9 protein-coding genes and 1 other RNA gene are annotated in these 17,664 nt (G+C 73.1%); 1 reads left to right on the forward strand and 9 read right to left on the reverse strand.

Translation table 11 applies throughout. The annotated features are described in order from the left end of the window. Positions 1-10: 10 nt before the first annotated feature. The 7 genes from STTU_RS11485 to ftsE all read right to left on the reverse strand — a co-directional run bounded on the left by STTU_RS11485 (position 11) and on the right by ftsE (position 14,993). On the reverse strand, positions 11-9,424 hold the full coding sequence (locus tag STTU_RS11485) for a non-ribosomal peptide synthetase/type I polyketide synthase (protein WP_007822902.1): 9,414 nt from the start codon (positions 9,422-9,424) through the stop codon (positions 11-13). Between the two features lie 137 nt (positions 9,425-9,561). Continuing rightward, positions 9,562-10,485 carry a sterol desaturase family protein gene (locus tag STTU_RS11490; RefSeq protein WP_007822903.1) on the reverse strand — a complete coding sequence of 308 codons (924 nt, stop codon included), beginning with the start codon at positions 10,483-10,485 and terminating at the stop codon, positions 9,562-9,564. Between the two features lie 418 nt (positions 10,486-10,903). Continuing rightward, positions 10,904-11,290: a transfer-messenger RNA gene (gene ssrA / locus STTU_RS32435) on the reverse strand. 169 nt (positions 11,291-11,459) lie between these two features. Beyond that, the gene (gene smpB, locus STTU_RS11495; RefSeq protein ID WP_007822904.1) at positions 11,460-11,942 is read right to left on the reverse strand and encodes an SsrA-binding protein SmpB; all 483 of its coding nucleotides are present in this window, start codon (positions 11,940-11,942) and stop codon (positions 11,460-11,462) included. A gap of 18 nt (positions 11,943-11,960) precedes the next feature. Beyond that, complete coding sequence (locus STTU_RS11500) at positions 11,961-13,121, reverse strand: S41 family peptidase (protein ID WP_043254884.1); 1,161 nt, start codon at positions 13,119-13,121, stop codon at positions 11,961-11,963. A gap of 207 nt (positions 13,122-13,328) precedes the next feature. Beyond that, on the reverse strand, positions 13,329-14,246 hold the full coding sequence (ftsX, locus tag STTU_RS11505; RefSeq protein WP_007822906.1) for a permease-like cell division protein FtsX: 918 nt from the start codon (positions 14,244-14,246) through the stop codon (positions 13,329-13,331). Between the two features lie 57 nt (positions 14,247-14,303). Beyond that, complete coding sequence (ftsE, locus tag STTU_RS11510) at positions 14,304-14,993, reverse strand: cell division ATP-binding protein FtsE (RefSeq protein ID WP_007822907.1); 690 nt, start codon at positions 14,991-14,993, stop codon at positions 14,304-14,306. Positions 14,994-15,235: 242 nt separating this feature from the next. On the opposite strand from ftsE, the gene STTU_RS11515 reads away from it, so the two are divergent. Then, positions 15,236-15,436: a hypothetical protein gene (locus STTU_RS11515; RefSeq protein WP_043254887.1), complete on the forward strand. Its 201-nt coding sequence runs from the start codon at positions 15,236-15,238 to the stop codon at positions 15,434-15,436. A gap of 70 nt (positions 15,437-15,506) precedes the next feature. Here STTU_RS11515 and STTU_RS11520 read toward each other — a convergent pair whose 3' ends face one another. Together STTU_RS11520 and prfB are read right to left on the reverse strand one after the other, a co-directional pair. Continuing rightward, positions 15,507-16,220, reverse strand: coding sequence for an LPXTG cell wall anchor domain-containing protein (locus STTU_RS11520; RefSeq protein ID WP_043254889.1), 714 nt, complete (start codon positions 16,218-16,220; stop codon positions 15,507-15,509). Positions 16,221-16,523: 303 nt separating this feature from the next. Continuing rightward, positions 16,524-17,639, reverse strand: a complete 1,116-nt coding sequence (gene prfB, locus STTU_RS11525) for a peptide chain release factor 2 (protein WP_009068275.1) — start codon at positions 17,637-17,639, stop codon at positions 16,524-16,526. Between the last annotated feature and the right edge of the window lie 25 nt (positions 17,640-17,664).

Genomic DNA, 17,664 nt, shown 5'->3' on the forward strand with positions numbered 1-17,664 from the left:
TCGGCCGCGCTCACGCCCCCGCCTCCCCGTCGAGCAGGCGCCGCACCAGCTCCGCGTTGCGCGGCAGGTGCTCCGCGTCGAGCATCTCGGCGTGCGTCCCGAAGCCGCACAGGGCGCGGTGCCCGGCCGCCGAGGACCCGTGCCAGGAGCCGGGCACCCCTTCCTCGTACAGGTCCGCCTTGTCCTCGTCCGTGAGGACGCTGACGGGCGTAGCGAGCGTCCCCGTGTTCGGTGTGCGCCCGCAGAACCGCAGGTACTCGGCGGCGTGCTCCATGACCGTCGCCGTGACGATCTCCGAGCCGGTGTGCTGCTGGAGGTGGTGCCCGAGTTCGGCCTCGAACGCCTTCAGGACCTCGGGGCCCGGCTCGTACGCCTCCAGGGTGCGCCGCGAGTCGAGCACCACGACGTGGGCGACCTCCCGTCCGCGCGCCTCCAGTTCGCGTGCCACCTCGAAGGCGAGGTTGCCGCCGAGCGAGTACCCGAGCAGCGGGACGGGCCCCTCGGGCACGGTGGCCGCGACGAGGTCCGCGTACCTGCTCACCTTGTCGTCGCCCGGGAGGTAGTTGAAGGCGATGAGCCGGTGGGAGGGCAGCGAGGTCGCGAGCCCCCGGTACACGAGCCCGTGGCCCCCGGCGGGCGGGAAGCAGAACAGCGGGCGCTCCGCCTCGGGGTTGAAGGTGAGGTGCGGGACCTCGTCGGCCGTCGTCCCGGTGACGCGTTCCTCGACGGCGGCGGCCATCCCGTGCAGCGTCGTGACCTGGTAGAGACGGCTGACCGGGACGCCCACGCCGAACTCGGTGCGCAGGTGGTGCAGCAGCTCGATGAGCTTGATGGAGCTGCCGCCCGAGGCGAAGAAGTCGTCGGCGAGACCGGCTCGTTCGAGCCCGAGCAGCGCCTCCCAGTGCTTCGCCATGCTCACCTCGTAGAGGGTCACGGGCGGCTCGTACGCGGCCTGCGCGTCCTCCGCGCGCGGGGCGGGCAGCGCACGGACGTCGACCTTGCCGTGCGCGGTGAGGGGCAGCGCGCCGACCTCGGTGAGGTGTGCGGGGACGAGGTACGAGGGCAGCGCGTCCGCGAGCGCGCGGCGCAGCGCGGCGCGGCTCACCTCGGCACCCGGCTCGGGCACGTACCAGGCGCACAGCGCGTCCTCGCCGCCCGCCCCCGGGCGGACCGCGACGACGGCGCGCGCGATGCCGTGCCGCGCGGCGAGGTGGGCCTCGATCTCGCCCGTCTCGACGCGGTGCCCGCGCAGCTTGACCTGGCTGTCGGCGCGGCCGAGGAGGTGGAGCCGCCCGGCGGTGTCCCACCGGGCCAGGTCGCCGGTGCGGTAGAGCCGTTCGGCGGGGGTGTCCGGGAGCAGCGCGCGCTCCGTGAACCGATCGGCGGTCAGCTCGGGCCGGCCCGCGTACCCGAGCGCGACGCCCTCGCCGCCGATCCACAGTTCCCCGGTGATCCCGGCGGGCAGCGGGTTGCCGTGCGGGTCGAGGACGTGGAGCGTAGCGTGCGGGAGCGGGCGGCCGACGGGGACGGCGAGCCCGGGGTCGAGCCCGTCGGCCGGGCCCTCGAAGAAGGCACTGTCGATCGTGGCCTCGGTGACGCCGTACGAGTTCAGGACGCGCGTGCCGGGTCCCGCCAGCTCCCTCAGCCGCTCGTACTCGGCGACCTTCCACGTGTCGGAGCCGACGACGAGGAGCCGCAGGAAGCCGAGCCCGGCGCCTTCGCGGGCGCAGTGGTCCATGAGGCCGCGCACGAGGGCGGGCACGAACTCGGCGCAGTCCACGCGCTCCTCGCGCAGGACCTCGTACAGGCGCGCGGTGTCGAGCAGCAGGTCGCGCCCGGCGAGGACGAGCGTCCCGCCGGAGCACAGGGCGCGCACGAGGTCGCCCGTGAAGACGTCGAACGACGGCTGCGCGCTCTGGAGATGGACGCGCACCTCGTCGCCGAGGCGGTACTCGCGGTGCCAGGAGGCGTAGGCGGCGGCCAGGTTGCGGTGGGCGACGCGGACGGCCTTCGGTTCGCCGGTGGAGCCGGAGGTGTGGATGACGTAGGCGGGCGCGTCGAGGTCGTCGGCAGGCTCGCCGCCCCCGTGCGGTGCGGAGGCGGCCAGTTCGGTGACCGACAGCCGTCGGCAGGGAGAGCCTTCCGGGGTCGGCACCCCGTCCCCGGTGATCACCAGCGAGGCCCCCGCGCCCGCGAGCACCTTCGCGAGGCGTTCGGCGGGGAGCGCCGGGTCGAGCGGCAGGTAGGCGCCCCCGGCCCGCAGTACCGCGAGGAGGTGGGCCACCAGCTCGGGCGACTTGGGCAGCGCGACCCCGACCACGGAGCCGCCGCCGATACCGAGGGCGCGGAGCCGCGAGGCCAGGTCCGCCGACACGGTGGAGAGTTCCCCGTACGTCACGGAGGCTCCGCCCGGCACCCGTACCGCGACCGCCGAGGTGTTCTCGCGCGCCGCCCGCTCGAAGAGCCGGTGCACCGGGACGGCGTCCGCGGCGAGCGCCCGGCGCCCGGCCCCGCTCGTCTCCCGTACCAGCTCCTCGCGTTCGTGCGCGGCGAGCATGTCGAGCGCCGAGACGGGCTCGTCGGGCGCCGCGTGCGTGAGGCTGTCGAGCAGTCGCGTGTAGTGCGCGGCCATGCGGCGGACGGTCGCGGGGTCGAAGAGGTCGGTGTTGTACTTCAGGACGCAGTGGAAGCGTCCCTCCGACTCCTCCTCGTACACGCTCAGTGTCAGGTCGAACTGGCCCTCCTCTTCGGGCAGTTCGATGTACTCCAGGCGGTAGCCGTACTGCTCCGTGGCGACCTTGTGCGTGAGCAGGATGAACATCGCCTGGAAGACGGCGGAGCGGCTGGAGTCGTGCTGGAGGCCGAGTTCGTCGACGAGGAGCACGAAGGGGTACTCCTGGTGGTCGAGCCCGCCGAGCACCGTGTCGCGCACCTGCGTGAGCAGCGCCTCGACGCCCGGGTCCCCGGAGAGGTCCGCGTGCAGCGGCAGCGGGTTGACGAAGTACCCGTACACGGAGGAGAACTCCTGCCGCGTGCGGCCCGTCACGGGGCTGCCCACGACGAGGTCGTCCTGCCCGGACCAGCGGTGCAGGAGCACGTAGTACGTGGCGAGGAGCACCATGAACGGGGTGACGCCGTGCCGCTGCGCGAGCGTGTGCACGCGGGCGCTGAGCGCCTCGTCGAGCACGAAGAACTCCGAGGCGCCGTTGTGCGTCTGCACGGCCGGGCGGGGGCGGTCGGTGGGCAGGTCCAGGAGCGGGACCTCCGCGGGGAGGTGGTCGCGCCAGTAGTCGCGCATGCGCGCGGCCTCGGGCGAGGCGAGGAACTTGTTCTGCTGGTTGAGGAAGTCGACGTACCGGGCCGGGACGGGCGCGAGCGCCGGTTCGCGGCCCTCCTTCAGGGCCTCGTAGACCTCCAGCAGTTCCTCGATGAAGGTGAACGTCGACACCGCGTCCGAGACGATGTGGTGGACGGCCTTCATGATGACCCAGCGGTCGGGGCCGCGCCGGAAGAGCCGGAAGCGGAAGAGCGCGTCGTGCTCCAGGTCGTACCGCGCGCGGTACTCGTGGATGATCCGCTCCTTGATCTCCTCCCACTCCTGGCCCTCGACGTCGAACCAGCCGAGGTCGGGCTCGCGGCCGTCGCCGATGCGCTGCACGGGGCGGCCCTCGCGCAGATGGAAGCCGGTGCGCAGCGCGGGGTGGCGGGCGACGAGCCGACGAACGGCCGCGAACATCAGCTCGGGGTCGAGCACGGCCCGCACCTCGACGGCGCCGCCGATGTTGTAGGCGTGGCCGTCGGGGTTGAGCTGCTTGAGGAACCAGAGCGCCTTCTGGTTCTGCGTGAGCGGGAAGTCCCCGTCGTCGTCCCAGAGTTCGACGGAGACCTGGGCGCCGGAAATCTCGTCCCGCGCGAGGCGTTCGGTCAGCTCCTCGTGCAGGCGCGCGGCCAGCTCGGCGACGGGGGTGTTGCTGAGCAGCGCGACGACGGGCGGCGCGACGCCCAGTTCGGCCTGCGAGCGGGCCCGCAGCTCCATCGCGAGGAGCGAGTCGAGGCCGAGTGCGCCGAGGCCGCCCGCCGGGTCGATCTCCTCGGGCGCGGCACGGAGCACGGCGGCGACCAGGCGCGTGAAGCGCTCCGTGACGAGGGCGCGGCGCTCCTCGGGCCCGGCGGCGCGGAAGGCCGCGAGGAGGTCGCCCTCGTCGTCGGCGGCCTGGTCGCCCGCGGACGCGGCGAGGTCCTGGACGAGGGCGGGCGGGGTGTCGTACCACGCGAGGAAGGTGCGCCAGTCGACGACGGTCGCGACGACGAGCTGGGCGAGGTCCTGGCCGAGGACGCGTTCGAGGACGCTCATGCCCGCGTCGGGGCTCAGCGAACTCATGCCGCGGCTGTGCAGGTAGTGCGCTTCGAGACCCAGTTCCTCGATCATCCCGGTCGCCCAGGGGCCCCAGTCGAGCGCGAGCGCGGGCAGTCCGGCCGCGCGGCGGCGGTGCGCGAGGGCGTCGAGGAAGGCGTTGCCCGCCGCGTAGTTGGTCTGTCCCGCGGTCGTGAGGAGCGAGGCGACGGAGGCGAAGAGGACGAAGTGCTCCAGCGGTTCGTCCCGCAGGTGCTTGTCGAGCAGGTGGGCCCCGGCGGTCTTCGGGGCGTGGACGGTGTCGAAGGCTTCGCGGTCGATGTCGGCGAGGAGCGTGTCCCGGACCTGCCCGGCGAGGTGGAAGACGCCGCGCAGCGGGGGCGGGTCGCCCGCGCGGTACGTGGCGAGCCAGCCCGTGAAGGCGGCCTCGTCGGTGAGATCGACGGGGGCGAGCACGACGTTCGCGCCGAGCGCCTCGATGTCCCTGACCAGCGCGATCGCCTGCCCGGCGCGGCTGTCGGGGTCGGTCGCGCGCCACGCGGCGCGTGGCGGCAGCGGGGTCCGGCCGAGGAGGACGAGGCGCCGCGCGCCGCGCCGTACGAGGGTGCGGCACAGGAGCCGGCCGAGCGCGCCGAAGGCCCCGGTCACGAGGTACGTGCCGTCCGGGCGCAGGCGGGGCGGGAGCGGCCCGGTGAGGCGGTCCTCGGCGGGCCTGAGCCGCAGCGTGGCGCGCGTGGCGCCGCGCAGGCCGATCTCCTCCTCGTCGTCGGCGAGGAATTCGGCGAGCAGCGTCGCCGCCTCGTCGGACGCGGTGGCCCGCGCGGGGTCGAGGTCGACGAGCTTGCCCCGGTGTCCCGCGAGTTCCTGGTGGCGCAGGACGCGCGTGACGCCCCAGGCGGGCGCCCCGAGCGGTTCCACGGCGTCCCCGGCGGCGACGGGCTGGGCCCCGCGCGTCACGACGTGCAGGCGGCACGTGTCGCGGCGGGCGCGCAGCACGCGGGCGAGGGCGACGAGCGTCCACGCGCCGCGTGCGGTGGCCGCCCCCACCTGTGCGGCCGGAACACCGGCCAGCGCGGGATGCCCGAGGTTCCACAGGTGGACGACCTCGCCGCGGAACGGCGCGCCCTCGCCGTCGAGTTCGGCGAAGAGCCGGTCGAGGTGCACGGGGTCCTCGGGGGCGAGCGTCACGTCCCCGGCCTCGTCCCGCGCGTACCGCGTCCCGGCCCGTACGAGGCGGCAGCGGTCGCCCCGTTCCCGTACGAGCGCGGCGAAGGCGTCGGCGACGCCGGTGGTGTCGGCGAGCACGAGCCAGTCACGCGGGGCCTCGGCACCGGGTTCCGGCGTCGCGTCGAGTGCCGGGACCGGCACCCATTCCGGCACCGCGAGCCACGAGTCCACGGTCGCCCGGGACACGCTCGTGGAGACCTGGTCGATGTCGGCGGCGCGGAAGCCGGTCACGCGTCCGAGCGCGGTGCCGTCCTCGGCGTCGTACAGCGCGAGGTCGGCGAGGAGTTCCCGGCCGTCGTCCCGCGTCACCGTGCCGTGCGCCCACAGCGCGCGGTCGCCGCTCGCGGCGAGATCGAGTTCGCCGAGCGAGAGCGGGAGCCGTACCCCGGAGGCGGCGGCCGGCTCCGGGCCGTCGGAGATCTGCCGCGTGAGGAGCGCTTGGAAGCAGGCGTCGAGCAGCACGGGGTGCAGGTGGTGGTCGGCCGCGTCCGGGCCGAGGAGCCCGGCGGGCGGGCGTACCTTCGCGAGCACTTCGCCCTCGCCCGTCCACACCTCCTCGATGGCCTGGAAGGCGGGCCCGTAGTGGTAGCCGAGCGCCGCGAGCCCCGCGTAGCACGTCTCCGCGTCGAGCCGGCGGTCCGCGCGGGCCCGGACCCCGGCCACGTCGAGCACGGGGCCCAGCGAAGCGGGCTGCCCGGAGCGCAGGACCCCGGCCGCGTGCACGACGGGCTCGGTGTCCGCGTCCCCGGGGGTCGCGATCGTGAACGCGGCCGTCTCGGGGTCGACGCTGAGCTGGACGGTGCTCGTGGCGTCCTCGGCGAGGAAGAGCGCCTTGCGCAGGTCGATCCCGGCGAGGCGCACGCGCGGCGCGCCCGTCAGGGCGCGTACGGCCTGCGCGGCCATCTCGACGTACCCGGCGGCCGGGAAGACGGCCGTGCCCTGGATCTGGTGGTCGGCGAGGTACGGGAGCCGCTCGGTGTCGAGCGCGGACTCCCACGTGGGCGCGGCATGAGCACTGCGGCGGCCGAGGAGCGGGTGGTCGAGGTGGCCGAGGCGTACGCGGGCGACGTTCGCGGGCTCGACCCAGTGCCGCTCCTCGCGCCACGGGTAGGCGGGCAGCGGGACCGTCGTCCCGGTGGGCTGGAGGGTGTCCCAGTCGATGGCGCGGCCGAGCGTGTGCAGGGTCGCGAGCGAGACGGCGAAGCGTTCCGGCTCGTCCTCGGCGCGGCGGATCGAGGGCACGGTGACGGCCTCGTGCCCGGTGGCCTCGGCGCACTCGCGCAGGGAGTGGGCGAGCGCGGGGTGCGGGCCGATCTCCAGGAAGAGCCGGTGCCCGTCGCGGGCGAGCCGGTCGACGGCGGAGCGGAAGTGGACGCGCTCGCGCACATTGCGCCACCAGTAGGCGGCGTCGAGGCGCACCCCGTCCGCGTTCGACTCCATCCCGGTGAGTTCCAGGGGGACCTGGGGCGGCTGCGGGTCGAGGAAGGCGAGCGAGTCGAGGAGTTCGTCCTTGATCGCGTCCATCTTGTGCGAGTGGTAGGGGACTTCGACGGTCAGCGCCTTGGCGAAGATCTGCTCCCCGGTGAGCCGCGCGGCCAGTTCCTCCAGCGCGTCGGTGTCGCCCGCGAGGGTCACCGCGCCGGGGCTGTTCACGGCCGCGACGGCCACGCGCCCCCGGTACGCGCGCAGTTCGCGCTCCGCCTCCTCCTCGGGGAGCCCGACCGCGAGCATCCCGCCGGTTCCGGCGAGCTTGTGCTGGAGGCGGCTGCGGTGCACGGCGATCGCACACGCCTCGCGCAGCGTGTAGACCCCGGCCTCGTGGAAGGCGGCGATCTCGCCCGTGCTGTGCCCGACGATCGCCTCGGGCCGCACCCCGTACGAGCGCCAGAGCCGCGAAAGACCGTACTGAACAGCGAAGTTGGCGGGCTGCGCGAGCCACGTCTCCGCCATCCGCGAGGACGCGGCGTCTCTGCCCATCTCCTCCAGGAGCGACCAGCCCGCGAGGTCGCGGATCTCCCGGTCGCACTCCTCGACGGCCGCCCGGAAGACGGGTTCGCTCGCGAGGAGCCCCTGTCCCATGCCCCACCACTGCGGGCCCATCCCGGTGTACACCCACACGAGCCGCCGGTCCTCGGGCTCCAGGCGCCGGTTCTCGACGACGCGCGGGTGCGGGTTCCCCGCGGCGTGGGCGTCGAGGGCCTCGCGCAGCGACTCGCGGGACGAGTGGACGACCGCGAGCCGCGTCTCCAGGTGCTGCCTGCGGTGCGCGAGGGTGTGCCCGAGGTCGGCGAGCGCCACGTCCCCGTCCAGCTCGTCCCGTACCTGCGCCGCCTTGCGCGCGAGCGCCTCGGGGTGCCGGGTGCTGAGCGGCAGTACGGTCCAGGGGCGGGCGAGGGCGGCGGGCCCGGCGCCGGACCGTGCCGGGGCCTCCTCGATGATCAGGTGCGCGTTCGTCCCGCCGAAGCCGAAGGAGTTCACGCCCGCCCGCGCCGGTCCCTCGTGCGCGGGCCACGGTGTGGCGACGGCGGGGATCTCGTAGGGGAGGCTGTCGGCGTCGATCGCGGAGTTGAGCGTGTCGAGGTGCAGGTGGGGCGGGATGACCTTGTGCTCGACGGCGAGCGCGGTCTTGATGAGCCCGGCGATCCCGGCGGCCGACTCGGTGTGCCCGATGTTGGTCTTGACGGAGCCGACGTAGCAGGCGGCGCCGGGCTCGCGGCCCTCGGCGAGCACGCGCGCCAGCGCGTTCGCCTCGATCGGGTCGCCGACGGGCGTCGACGTGCCGTGCGCCTCGACGTACTGGAGCTGTCCGGGCGAGATCCCGGCGTCCGCGCACACCTCCCGCACGAGGCGGGTCTGCGCCTCGCCGCTCGGCACGGTGATGCCGGGGGTGCGGCCGTCCTGGTTGACGCCGCTGCCCGTGAGCACGGCGTGGATCGGGTCGCCGTCGCGCAGCGCGTCCGAGAGCCGCTTGAGCGCGACGAGCCCGACGCCCTCGGCCCGTACGTACCCCTCGGCGCTCGCGTCGAAGGCGCGCGAACTCCCGCTGCGCGAGAGGAAACCGCCCTTCGTCTCGGCGATCGTGTACTGCGGCGTCATGTGCAGCAGCACACCGCCCGCGAGGGCGAGATCGGTCTCGCCGCGCAGGAGCGCCTGGCGGGCGAGGTGCACGGTGACGAGCGAGGAGCTGCACGCCGTGTCGACGGTGAGGCTCGGGCCGCGGAAGTCGAAGACGTGCGAGATGCGGTTCGAGACCATCGTCATCATCGTGCCCGTCGCGGTGTGCGCGGCGAGCGTCTCGAAGCCGAGGTCGGCGAACTGGAGGATCTTGTAGTCGAGCGTGAACGCCCCGACGTAGACAGCCGTGTTGGAGCCGACGAGGGTCCGCGGGCGCTGCCCGCCGTCCTCCAGGGCCTCCCAGGCGACCTCCAGGAGCTTGCGCTGCTGCGGGTCCATGTGGTCGGCCTCGCGCCCGCTGATCCCGAAGAAGGCGGGCTCGAAGCGGTCGAAGCCGTCGATGTAGCCGCCGCGTCCGCCGGTGAGGCGGCCCGGCTTGTCGCGGTGGCGGCTGCCGAGCGTCGTGGTGTCGTAGCGGTCGGCGGGCGTGGGTGTCACGCAGTCCTTGCCGGTGACCAGGTTGCGCCAGTAGGCACGGTGGTCGCCCGCGCCGCCGGGGAGCCGGCAGCCGATCCCGATGATCGCGACCTTCTCGCCCTCCGCGACCGGTGCGCGCGGGGACGGGGGCGGGGCGGGCGGGTCCTGAGCGGTGGCGTGGTGGTGCGCGGGCTGCGGGGCGTCAGCGCGCGGGGCTCCCGTGGCCGGGGACTCGCTGTGGGCGGCGGCCATGTGGGCACACTCCTCGGGTTCGCGCGTCCTCCGGGAGCGGTCCGGGGCGCGGCAAAGTCTGCTGGTGGTACGGGTGGAGGGCGTTAAGGAGTCGGGACGTCGGTACGGGGACGGACCGGGCGGGACGCGGGTCTCGCTCAGGCGCCCTGGCGGCCGTCCGTGGGGGCGACGGGGGCCTCCTCCTCCCGCGGGCGTGGGGAGCGCCGTACGGGGTGGAGGAGGCTGCCGAGGACGTCGCCGGTCCGCGGGAAGGAGGCGGGGTCGTGGAGCCCCACGGCGGCGGGCGTGCGGCCCGGGTGCCAGGTGAAGCTGCCGAAGAGGTGGTCCCACACGGAGAGGTCGGAGCCGTAGTGCCCGGCCTCGGCGAGCCGCGTGCTGTGGTGCAGGCGGTGCTGCTCGGGGCTGGCCAGGACGTGGTTGAACGGGCCGATCCGGACGTCGATGTTGGCGTGGATGAAGTAGCCCTGCGCCGCGACGAAGAGCCCGGAGGCGAGCACGGAGTGGGCGGAGAACCCGACGGCGGCGAGCAGGAGTTGCACGCAGCCCTGGGAGAAGACGATGTCGAGCACGTGGTTGACGCCGTTGTTCGCCACGTTGACCTTCGCCGGGACGTGGTGCACGCCGTGGAGCTTCCACAGGTGCTTGTTGGTGTGGCCGAGCCGGTGGGTGACGTAGCCGGCGAGGGAGCCGGCGAGGAGCGTGAGGGGCAGTTCGGCCCAGAGCGGCAGCACCGGGTGGCCCGTCGCGACGAGCGTCATGAGGCCCGTGACGAGGAACTGCGCGAAGGCGCTCGCGAGCATCGTGAGCACGAACCAGATGCCGTACCAGCGCCACTCCGCGGCGGTCGGCTGCCAGTCGCGCTCGTAGGGGACGAGCCGCTCCAGCGCCGTCAGGTACAGCACGACGCCCATGAGGAAGAACGGGCTCACCCGCTCCGGGTCCCAGTCCCGCGCGAGGGCGAGGCCCGCGACGAGCACGGTGGCGACGAGCAGCACCGGATAGGCGAGGAAACGCAGCAGCGCCCTGCCGTGCCCGGCCACGACTGATTCCCCTCTGCGCATCGCGCACCCCCCCAGCGATCAGCGGCGCCCGGCCCGTCGAGGGCAGCGCGCAACCGTGACGAAAATCAAATGATGACGGAAATGGATTCCGCGGCGGATTGAGGAAATGTTTTCCGTTTCCGCGCCGCCCAACCCCCACTTTCGGGCGAATCTCCGCGACGCAAGGGCGCACGGGAATCCGGCCGTGAGCCATTGAACAGGAGGGACGGCATCGCGGGATACCCGTGCCACTCCAAGGAGTTAATTAATAAGCTCATCACACTTATAGGGCGCACAGAAAGAGGCAGGGGTCGCACGAGAGGGGGCACGCCGCCGCCCCGTGACCCCCCGCCGCGCGCCCCTCACCAGGCACTCCGCCCCGGACGCGAAAAAGCCTCCGGCCCGTGACGCGTACGTCACGGGCCGGAGGCCACAAAGGGAGTGGAGATGGCGGGAATCGAACCCGCGTCCAACGGTGCGGAAAGAGGGCTTCTCCGAGCGCAGTCCGCTGCGATTTTCTCAGCCCCGGAGATCACGCGGACAAGTCTCCGACGGGCTCAGTCACTGTTTGATTTCCCTCTTACCCCCGTGACCGGGGTGAGAGGTTTAGTCCCCTAGCTGATGCCAGGATCCGGGTCGGGAACAGCCCCGGGCTGACACTCCGCGGAGTCTTCGCTAGCTGCTAATCAGGCAGCAAGGGCGAAGGCGGAGGAATCGCGCTTGGTATTGGCGATTATTTTTTGCGACATATGGTTTACGAGATCATTGCCGCTTCCTCGGCTCGCTTCCCCTGTTTCGACAGCCGCTGTCGAAACCGATCATCCCCTTGTGGTGTTGTCAAAGCCGTCGCCGCGAGGCTCCGGCCGCACGCACCGCGTACGGTGCTTGCGCCATCCTACGGGAACAACGCCGCCGGGTGCCAGCGCATTCCCGCCCGCGCGCACCCCGTCCCGACCGGCGGGAACGCCGCCGCGCCGGGCGCCGCCGCGTCCCGCTCAGGCGGCCCGCTGCTTGCGCCGGGCTGCCGACATCGCGCGGTGCGCCTCGCGCGTGTCCTGCTTCTCGCGCAGCGTCTGGCGCTTGTCGTACTCGCGCTTGCCCTTCGCGAGCGCGATCTCGCACTTCGCGCGCCCGTCCTTGAAGTACAGGGCGAGCGGGATGATCGTGTGCCCCGTCTCCTGCGACTTCGCGTCGAGCTTCGCGATCTCCTCGGCGTGCAGCAGCAGCTTGCGCCGCCGCCGCGCGGAGTGGTTCGTCCACGTGCCCTGCGAGTACTCGGGCACGTGCACGTTGTGCAGCCACGCCTCGCCGCCGTCGATCTGCACGAAGCCGTCCACGAGCGAGGCCCGCCCCTGCCGCAGCGACTTCACCTCGGTACCGGTGAGCACCATCCCGGCCTCGTAGGTGTCGATGATCGTGTAGTCGTGTCGCGCCTTCTTGTTCTGCGCGATCAGCTTGCGTCCTTTTTCCTTTGCCATGGTCCCTCCATTTTCGCACTACGAGGGGGTGCCCAGGCCAGTCAATACCTCGCGGGCCCGCGCCTCCGCCGTCCCGGGGGCCGCGCTCACGTCCGGTGCGAGTCCCTCGCCCTCCACGCCGCGCCCCGCGGGCGTCCGCCACCGTCCCACGGTCAGCTCGGCCACGCTCCCGTCGGGCAGCGCGCGCGGGACCTGCACCGTCCCCTTGCCGAAGGTCGGCTCCCCGACCACCACCGCGCGCCCCCGGTCCTGGAGCGCCCCCGTCACCACCTCGGCCGCGCTCGCCGTGCCGCCGTCCACGAGCACCACGAGCGGCCCCGTCCCCGCCGCGCCGCGTGGCGCGCCGAGCACACGGCGTGAGCCGCCGTCCTCGTACGTCGCGACCACTCCGCCGTCGAGGAAGGCACCCGCCGCCCGCGCGGCCTCGTCCAGCAGCCCGCCGGGGTTCCCGCGCAGGTCGAGCACGACGGCGGTACGGGGCGGCAGCGCGGCCACCGCCGCGCGCACGCGCTCCCCCGCGCCCCGCGTGAACGCCCGCACGAGTACCCGCGCGCCCCCGTCCCCGTACCGCTCGACGGACACGACGGGCCCGTCCCCGAGCCGCACCCGCGTGAGGACGAGCCGCCGCTCCGTCCCGTCGTCCCGTACGAGCCGCACGGCGACCCGCGTGCCCGGCCCGCCCCGGAGCAGCCCCACCGTGCGCGTCACGGGCAGTCCCGCGACCTCCCTGCCGCCCACCGAGAGCAGCCGCTCCCCCGTGCGCACCCCGGCACGGGCCGCGGGCGCTCCGGGGCGCACGCGCGAGACCCGCAGCACGCCGTCCGCGTCGTGGGCGAGCGCGAGGCCCACGCCCGCGTACGCGCCCGTGAGTCCCTCGCTCCACGCCGCGTACGCCGAGGGCCCGTAGACCGCGTCCCAGCGGTGCCCGGAGCGGCTGACGAGCGCTCGCGCGGCCTCGGTCCCCGACCGCCCCCGCGCGAGCGCGGAGCGCACCGCGCCGTCGAGGCGGGCACCGGAGACGGCGGAGGCGCCCTCGGGGGCACGGGTCTGCTGCGCCTCGTACGACGGGAGCCACCCCCCGCGCAGCCCGGCCGCGAGCACGGCGGCGAGGAGCAGCGGCGCGGCGAGCGGGAAACCCTGCCCGGCACGGGGTCTCGGCACGCGGGGGCTCTCGGGCATGGCGGGGAGTCTAGTGGCGCACGGGCCGCTCCGGACGGAGCACTTGAACGCCGCCAGGCCGCCACGCCGCCACGCCGCCACGTCGCCGCGCCTTCGTGCCGCTTACGGGCGGGCGCCGCCGGGTACGCGACGGGCGCCGCACGGCCCTTGACCGTACGGCGCCCGGACTCCCGCGGGCCGGTGGCCCGCTCAGCCCTTCAGGACCGCTCAGACCTTCAAGTACTTGCGCAGCGCGAAGAACGCGGCGAGCGCGGGCATCACGATGCTCGTCGCGAGCACGAGCGGCAGCTTCTCGATGACCGGGCCCCAGCCGATGAACTCGATGAGGTTGAGCTTCGAGGAGAGGTCGAGGCCGCCGTCGATGATGAAGAACCGGCCGCCCACGAGCATCCCGCAGGCCACGATGCCGCCGATGAGCCCGGCGACCGCCGCCTCCATGATGAACGGCGCCTGGATGTAGAAGCCCGAGGCGCCGACGAGCCGCATGATCCCGGTCTCGCGGCGGCGGCTGAACGCCGAGACGCGGACGGTGTTCACGATCAGCATGAGCGCGACGACGAGCATGAGTGCCATGAGCGCGCGTGCCGCCCAGTTCATGCCGTCGAGCAGGCCGAAGAGGTTGTCGAGGATGCTCTTCTGGTCCTGGACCGACTGCACGCCCGCGCGGCCCTTGAAGGCCGTCGCGATGACGTCGTAGTCCTTCGGGTCCTTGAGCTTGACGCGGAAGGACTCCGGCATGAGGTCCGGGGTGAGCTGCGAGGCGATCGGCGAGCGGCTGAATTCCTTCTGGTACAGCTTGTACGCCTGGTCGGCCGTCTCGTGCGTGACCGTCTGGACGGCGGGCATCTTCTTGAGGTCGGTCTCGATCTGCTGGCGCTGCTCGGGGGTCACGGCCCCCTTGGCGCACGACGGGCTCTCGCCGACGTCGTTCTTGCCGCACAGGTAGACGGTCACGTTGACCTTGTCGTACCAGTAGCCCTTCATCGAGTCGACCTGGTCGCTCATGAGGAGCGAGGCGCCGAAGAGGGCGAGGGAGAGGGCGACCGAGACGACCACCGCGAAGGTCATCGTGAGATTGCGCCGGAGACCGACCCCGATCTCCGACAGGACGAACTGGGCGCGCATGGCGTCCTTTCAGAACTCAAGGCGCCCGCGGGACGGCCGGCCCGCGGACGCCGGGTGTCAGTGCTGGTAGCCGTAGACGCCGCGGGACTGGTCGCGGACGAGGCGGCCCTTCTCCAGTTCGATGACGCGCTTGCGCATCTGGTCGACGATCTGCTGGTCGTGCGTGGCCATGACGACGGTGGTGCCGGTCCGGTTGATCCGGTCGAGCAGCTTCATGATGCCGACCGAGGTCTGGGGGTCCAGGTTCCCTGTGGGCTCGTCGGCGATGAGGAGCTTGGGCCGGTTCACGAAGGCGCGGGCGATCGCGACGCGCTGCTGCTCACCACCGGACAGCTCGCCCGGCATCCGGTCCTCCTTGCCGCCGAGCCCGACGAGGTCGAGCACCTGCGGTACCGACTTGCGGATGTCGCCCTTCGACTTGCCGATGACCTCCTGCGCGAAGGCGACGTTCTGCGCGACCGTCTTGTTCGGCAGCAGGCGGAAGTCCTGGAAGACGTTGCCGAGCTGGCGGCGCATCTGCGGCACCTTCCAGTTCGACAGGCGGGAGAGATCCTTGCCGAGGACGTGGACCTGTCCGTGGCTCGCGCGCTCCTCGCGCAGGATCAGCCGCAGGAAGGTCGACTTCCCCGAGCCCGAGGACCCCACGAGGAAGACGAACTCGCCGCGCTCGACTTCGAGGGAGACATCCCTGAGTGCGGGGCGGCTCTGTTTGGGGTAGGTCTTGGAGACGTTGTCGAATCGGATCACGAAAACACCACGGATCGCCGGGGGTAGGTGAGCGTGACCATACGCGACCCCGGGGGCACCGCGCAGACACCGTCCCGGGGTCGTGCGCGGACGATCCTCCGTTCCGGGCACGACCCCGGGCAAAGCGGGCGGAGGTACGGGCCCGAGGGGCGCGGCTGCCCGCGCGCGGGCACGCGCCCGCGCCGCGGCGGCCGGGACCTGGCACAGTGGAGAGGTACGGCCCGGCCGGAAGGATGAAGCGCATGACCTACGACCGACTGGTGTGCGCGAACTGCGCCGCTCCGGTGAGCGAGGGACGCTGCCCGGTCTGCCGCGCGAGCCGCGAGCGCCTCAAGGAGACGCAGGGGCAGTCCCCCTTCTCCCAGCTCAGCCCCCCGGTGCTGCTCGCCCTGCTGGTGGCGTGCGTCGCGGCGGTGGTGGTGCTCGCCGGGCGCTTCGCCTGAACCGCGTGGAGATTCCGTGAGGAAAAAGCGGGGGCCGGGTGCGTGCGCACCCGGCCCCCGCTGTCCGTCGTCAGGCCGCGTCGCCGCCGCGGCCCGTGAGGCGGGGCAGGAAGCGGAAGCCGATACCGCCCGCGATCATGGTCGCCGCGCCGAGGACCAGGAAGGTCGTGTCGGCCGCACCGGTCTCGGCCAGCTCGTCCTTCGGCGCCCCCTGCTCCACGGGCTGCTGCCCGAGGCTGTCGGGCCCGGCGCCGGTCGACCCGTTGCCGCCGCCGGCGGCGGGCGAGGACGCCGCACCGGAGGGCTGGGTGCCCGGGTCGCTCGGCTGTGTGCCGGGGTCGGAGGGCCCGGTGCTCGGGCCGGACGGGTCGCTGGGGTCCGTGCCCGGGTCGGAGGGGTCCGTACCGGGGTCGCTCGGGTCCGTGCCGGGGTCGGACGGGTCGGTCCCCGGGTCGCTCGGGTCCGTGCCCGGGTCGGACGGGTCCGTGCCGGGGTCGCTCGGGTCGGTCCCCGGGTCGGACGGGTCCGTACCGGGGTCGGACGGGTCGGTGCCCGGGTCGCTCGGGTCGCCGGACGGGATCTCGGTGCCCGGGTCGGACGGGTCCTTACCCGGGTCGCTCGGGTCCGTGCCCGGGTCGCTCGGGTCGGTCTCCTCGACCGCCGGGCCGGTGTCGCCGTTGAAGGCGACGGCGTGGGCGGCGCCCGCCGCGGACAGGGACGCCCCGGCCGCGATCGCGGCTCCCGCGGCGACCCGCGCCACGCGGACCCGCATTCTGTTCGTCATGAGCTAACTACCCCCAGTAGCGATACGTACGTACATGGGACGACGCGACGGGTCGCGCGGACGGGGGGCCTCCTGGACCGTGCCCCCGTGCGCACACGCCCCAGAAACGCGCATGCCACCCGCCACCCTCCCGGCCCGCCGCAGACACGTCAAGCGCCTTAAGAGCGCCTCGCCCGCCTTCGTACCGCTTTGGTCCTGTGAAGACTCCCGTAAGAAAAAGATGCGGCAACTCCCCTCACAAAGAGGGAAGTTGCCGCACAGCCCCGTACAGAGGCCACCGGTGGGCCAGCCGCCCGTCCCGGCTCAGGCGCTCTGCTGCTCCTGCTGCTTGCGCCAGCGGATGCCGGCTTCCAGGAAGCCGTCGATCTCGCCGTTGAAGACGGCCTCGGGGTTGCCGACCTCGTGCTCGGTGCGGAGGTCCTTGACCATCTGGTAGGGGTGCAGGACGTAGGAGCGCATCTGGTTGCCCCAGGAGTTGCCGCCGTCGCCCTTGAGGGCGTTCATCTTCTCCTGCTCCTCCTGGCGGCGGCGTTCGAGCAGCTTCGCCTGGAGGACGTTCATCGCGCTCGCCTTGTTCTGGATCTGCGAGCGCTCGTTCTGGCAGGAGACGACGATGCCGGTGGGCAGGTGGGTCAGGCGCACGGCCGAGTCGGTCGTGTTGACGCCCTGGCCGCCGGGGCCCGAGGACCGGTACACGTCGACGCGCAGCTCGGACTCGTCGATCTCGATGTGGTCGGTCTGCTCGACCACGGGCAGCACCTCGACCCCCGCGAAGGAGGTCTGGCGGCGGCCCTGGTTGTCGAAGGGGGAGATGCGGACCAGGCGGTGGGTGCCCTGCTCGACGGAGAGGGTGCCGTAGGCGTAGGGGACGTGCACGGCGAAGGTCGTGGACTTGATGCCCGCCTCTTCGGCGTAGGACGTCTCGTACAGCTCCGTCTTGTAGCCGAGGCGCTCGGCCCAGCGCAGGTACATGCGCTGGAGGCGCTCGGCGAAGTCGGAGGCGTCGACGCCACCGGCCTCGGCGCGGATCGTGACGACGGCCTCGCGGGAGTCGTACTCGCCGGAGAGGAGGGTGCGTACCTCCATCTCGTCGAGCGCCTTGCGCACGGCGGCCAGCTCCTGCTCCGCCTCCTCCTGCGTGTCCGCGTCGCCCTCGTCGGCGGCCAGCTCGAAGAGCACACCCAGGTCGTCGATGCGCCCGCGCAGGCCCTCGGCCTTGCGGACCTCGGCCTGGAGGTGGCTCAGCTTGCTGGTGATCTTCTGCGCCGCATCGGGGTCGTCCCACAGCGACGGAGCCGCTGCCTGCTCCTCCAGGGAAGCGATGTCCTCCCGCATTTTGTCGAGGTCGAGGACGGCCTCGATCGACTCCATGGTGGAGGAGAGGGACTTGAGCTCTTCGGATACATCGACGACTGCCACGTCCATCAGGGTAACCGGGCGGCGG

This window comes from Streptomyces sp. Tu6071, from assembly GCF_000213055.1.
Lineage (GTDB): Bacteria > Actinomycetota > Actinomycetes > Streptomycetales > Streptomycetaceae > Streptomyces > Streptomyces evansiae.

Coding starts and splice junctions, on each gene's coding strand:
- STTU_RS11485 (WP_007822902.1), bottom strand. CDS start 9,424: ATGGCCGCCGCCCACAGCGAGTCCCCGGCCACGGGAGCCCCGCGCGCT.
- STTU_RS11490 (WP_007822903.1), bottom strand. CDS start 10,485: ATGCGCAGAGGGGAATCAGTCGTGGCCGGGCACGGCAGGGCGCTGCTG.
- smpB (WP_007822904.1), bottom strand. CDS start 11,942: ATGGCAAAGGAAAAAGGACGCAAGCTGATCGCGCAGAACAAGAAGGCG.
- STTU_RS11500 (WP_043254884.1), bottom strand. CDS start 13,121: ATGCCCGAGAGCCCCCGCGTGCCGAGACCCCGTGCCGGGCAGGGTTTC.
- ftsX (WP_007822906.1), bottom strand. CDS start 14,246: ATGCGCGCCCAGTTCGTCCTGTCGGAGATCGGGGTCGGTCTCCGGCGC.
- STTU_RS11515 (WP_043254887.1), top strand. CDS start 15,236: ATGACCTACGACCGACTGGTGTGCGCGAACTGCGCCGCTCCGGTGAGC.
- STTU_RS11520 (WP_043254889.1), bottom strand. CDS start 16,220: ATGACGAACAGAATGCGGGTCCGCGTGGCGCGGGTCGCCGCGGGAGCC.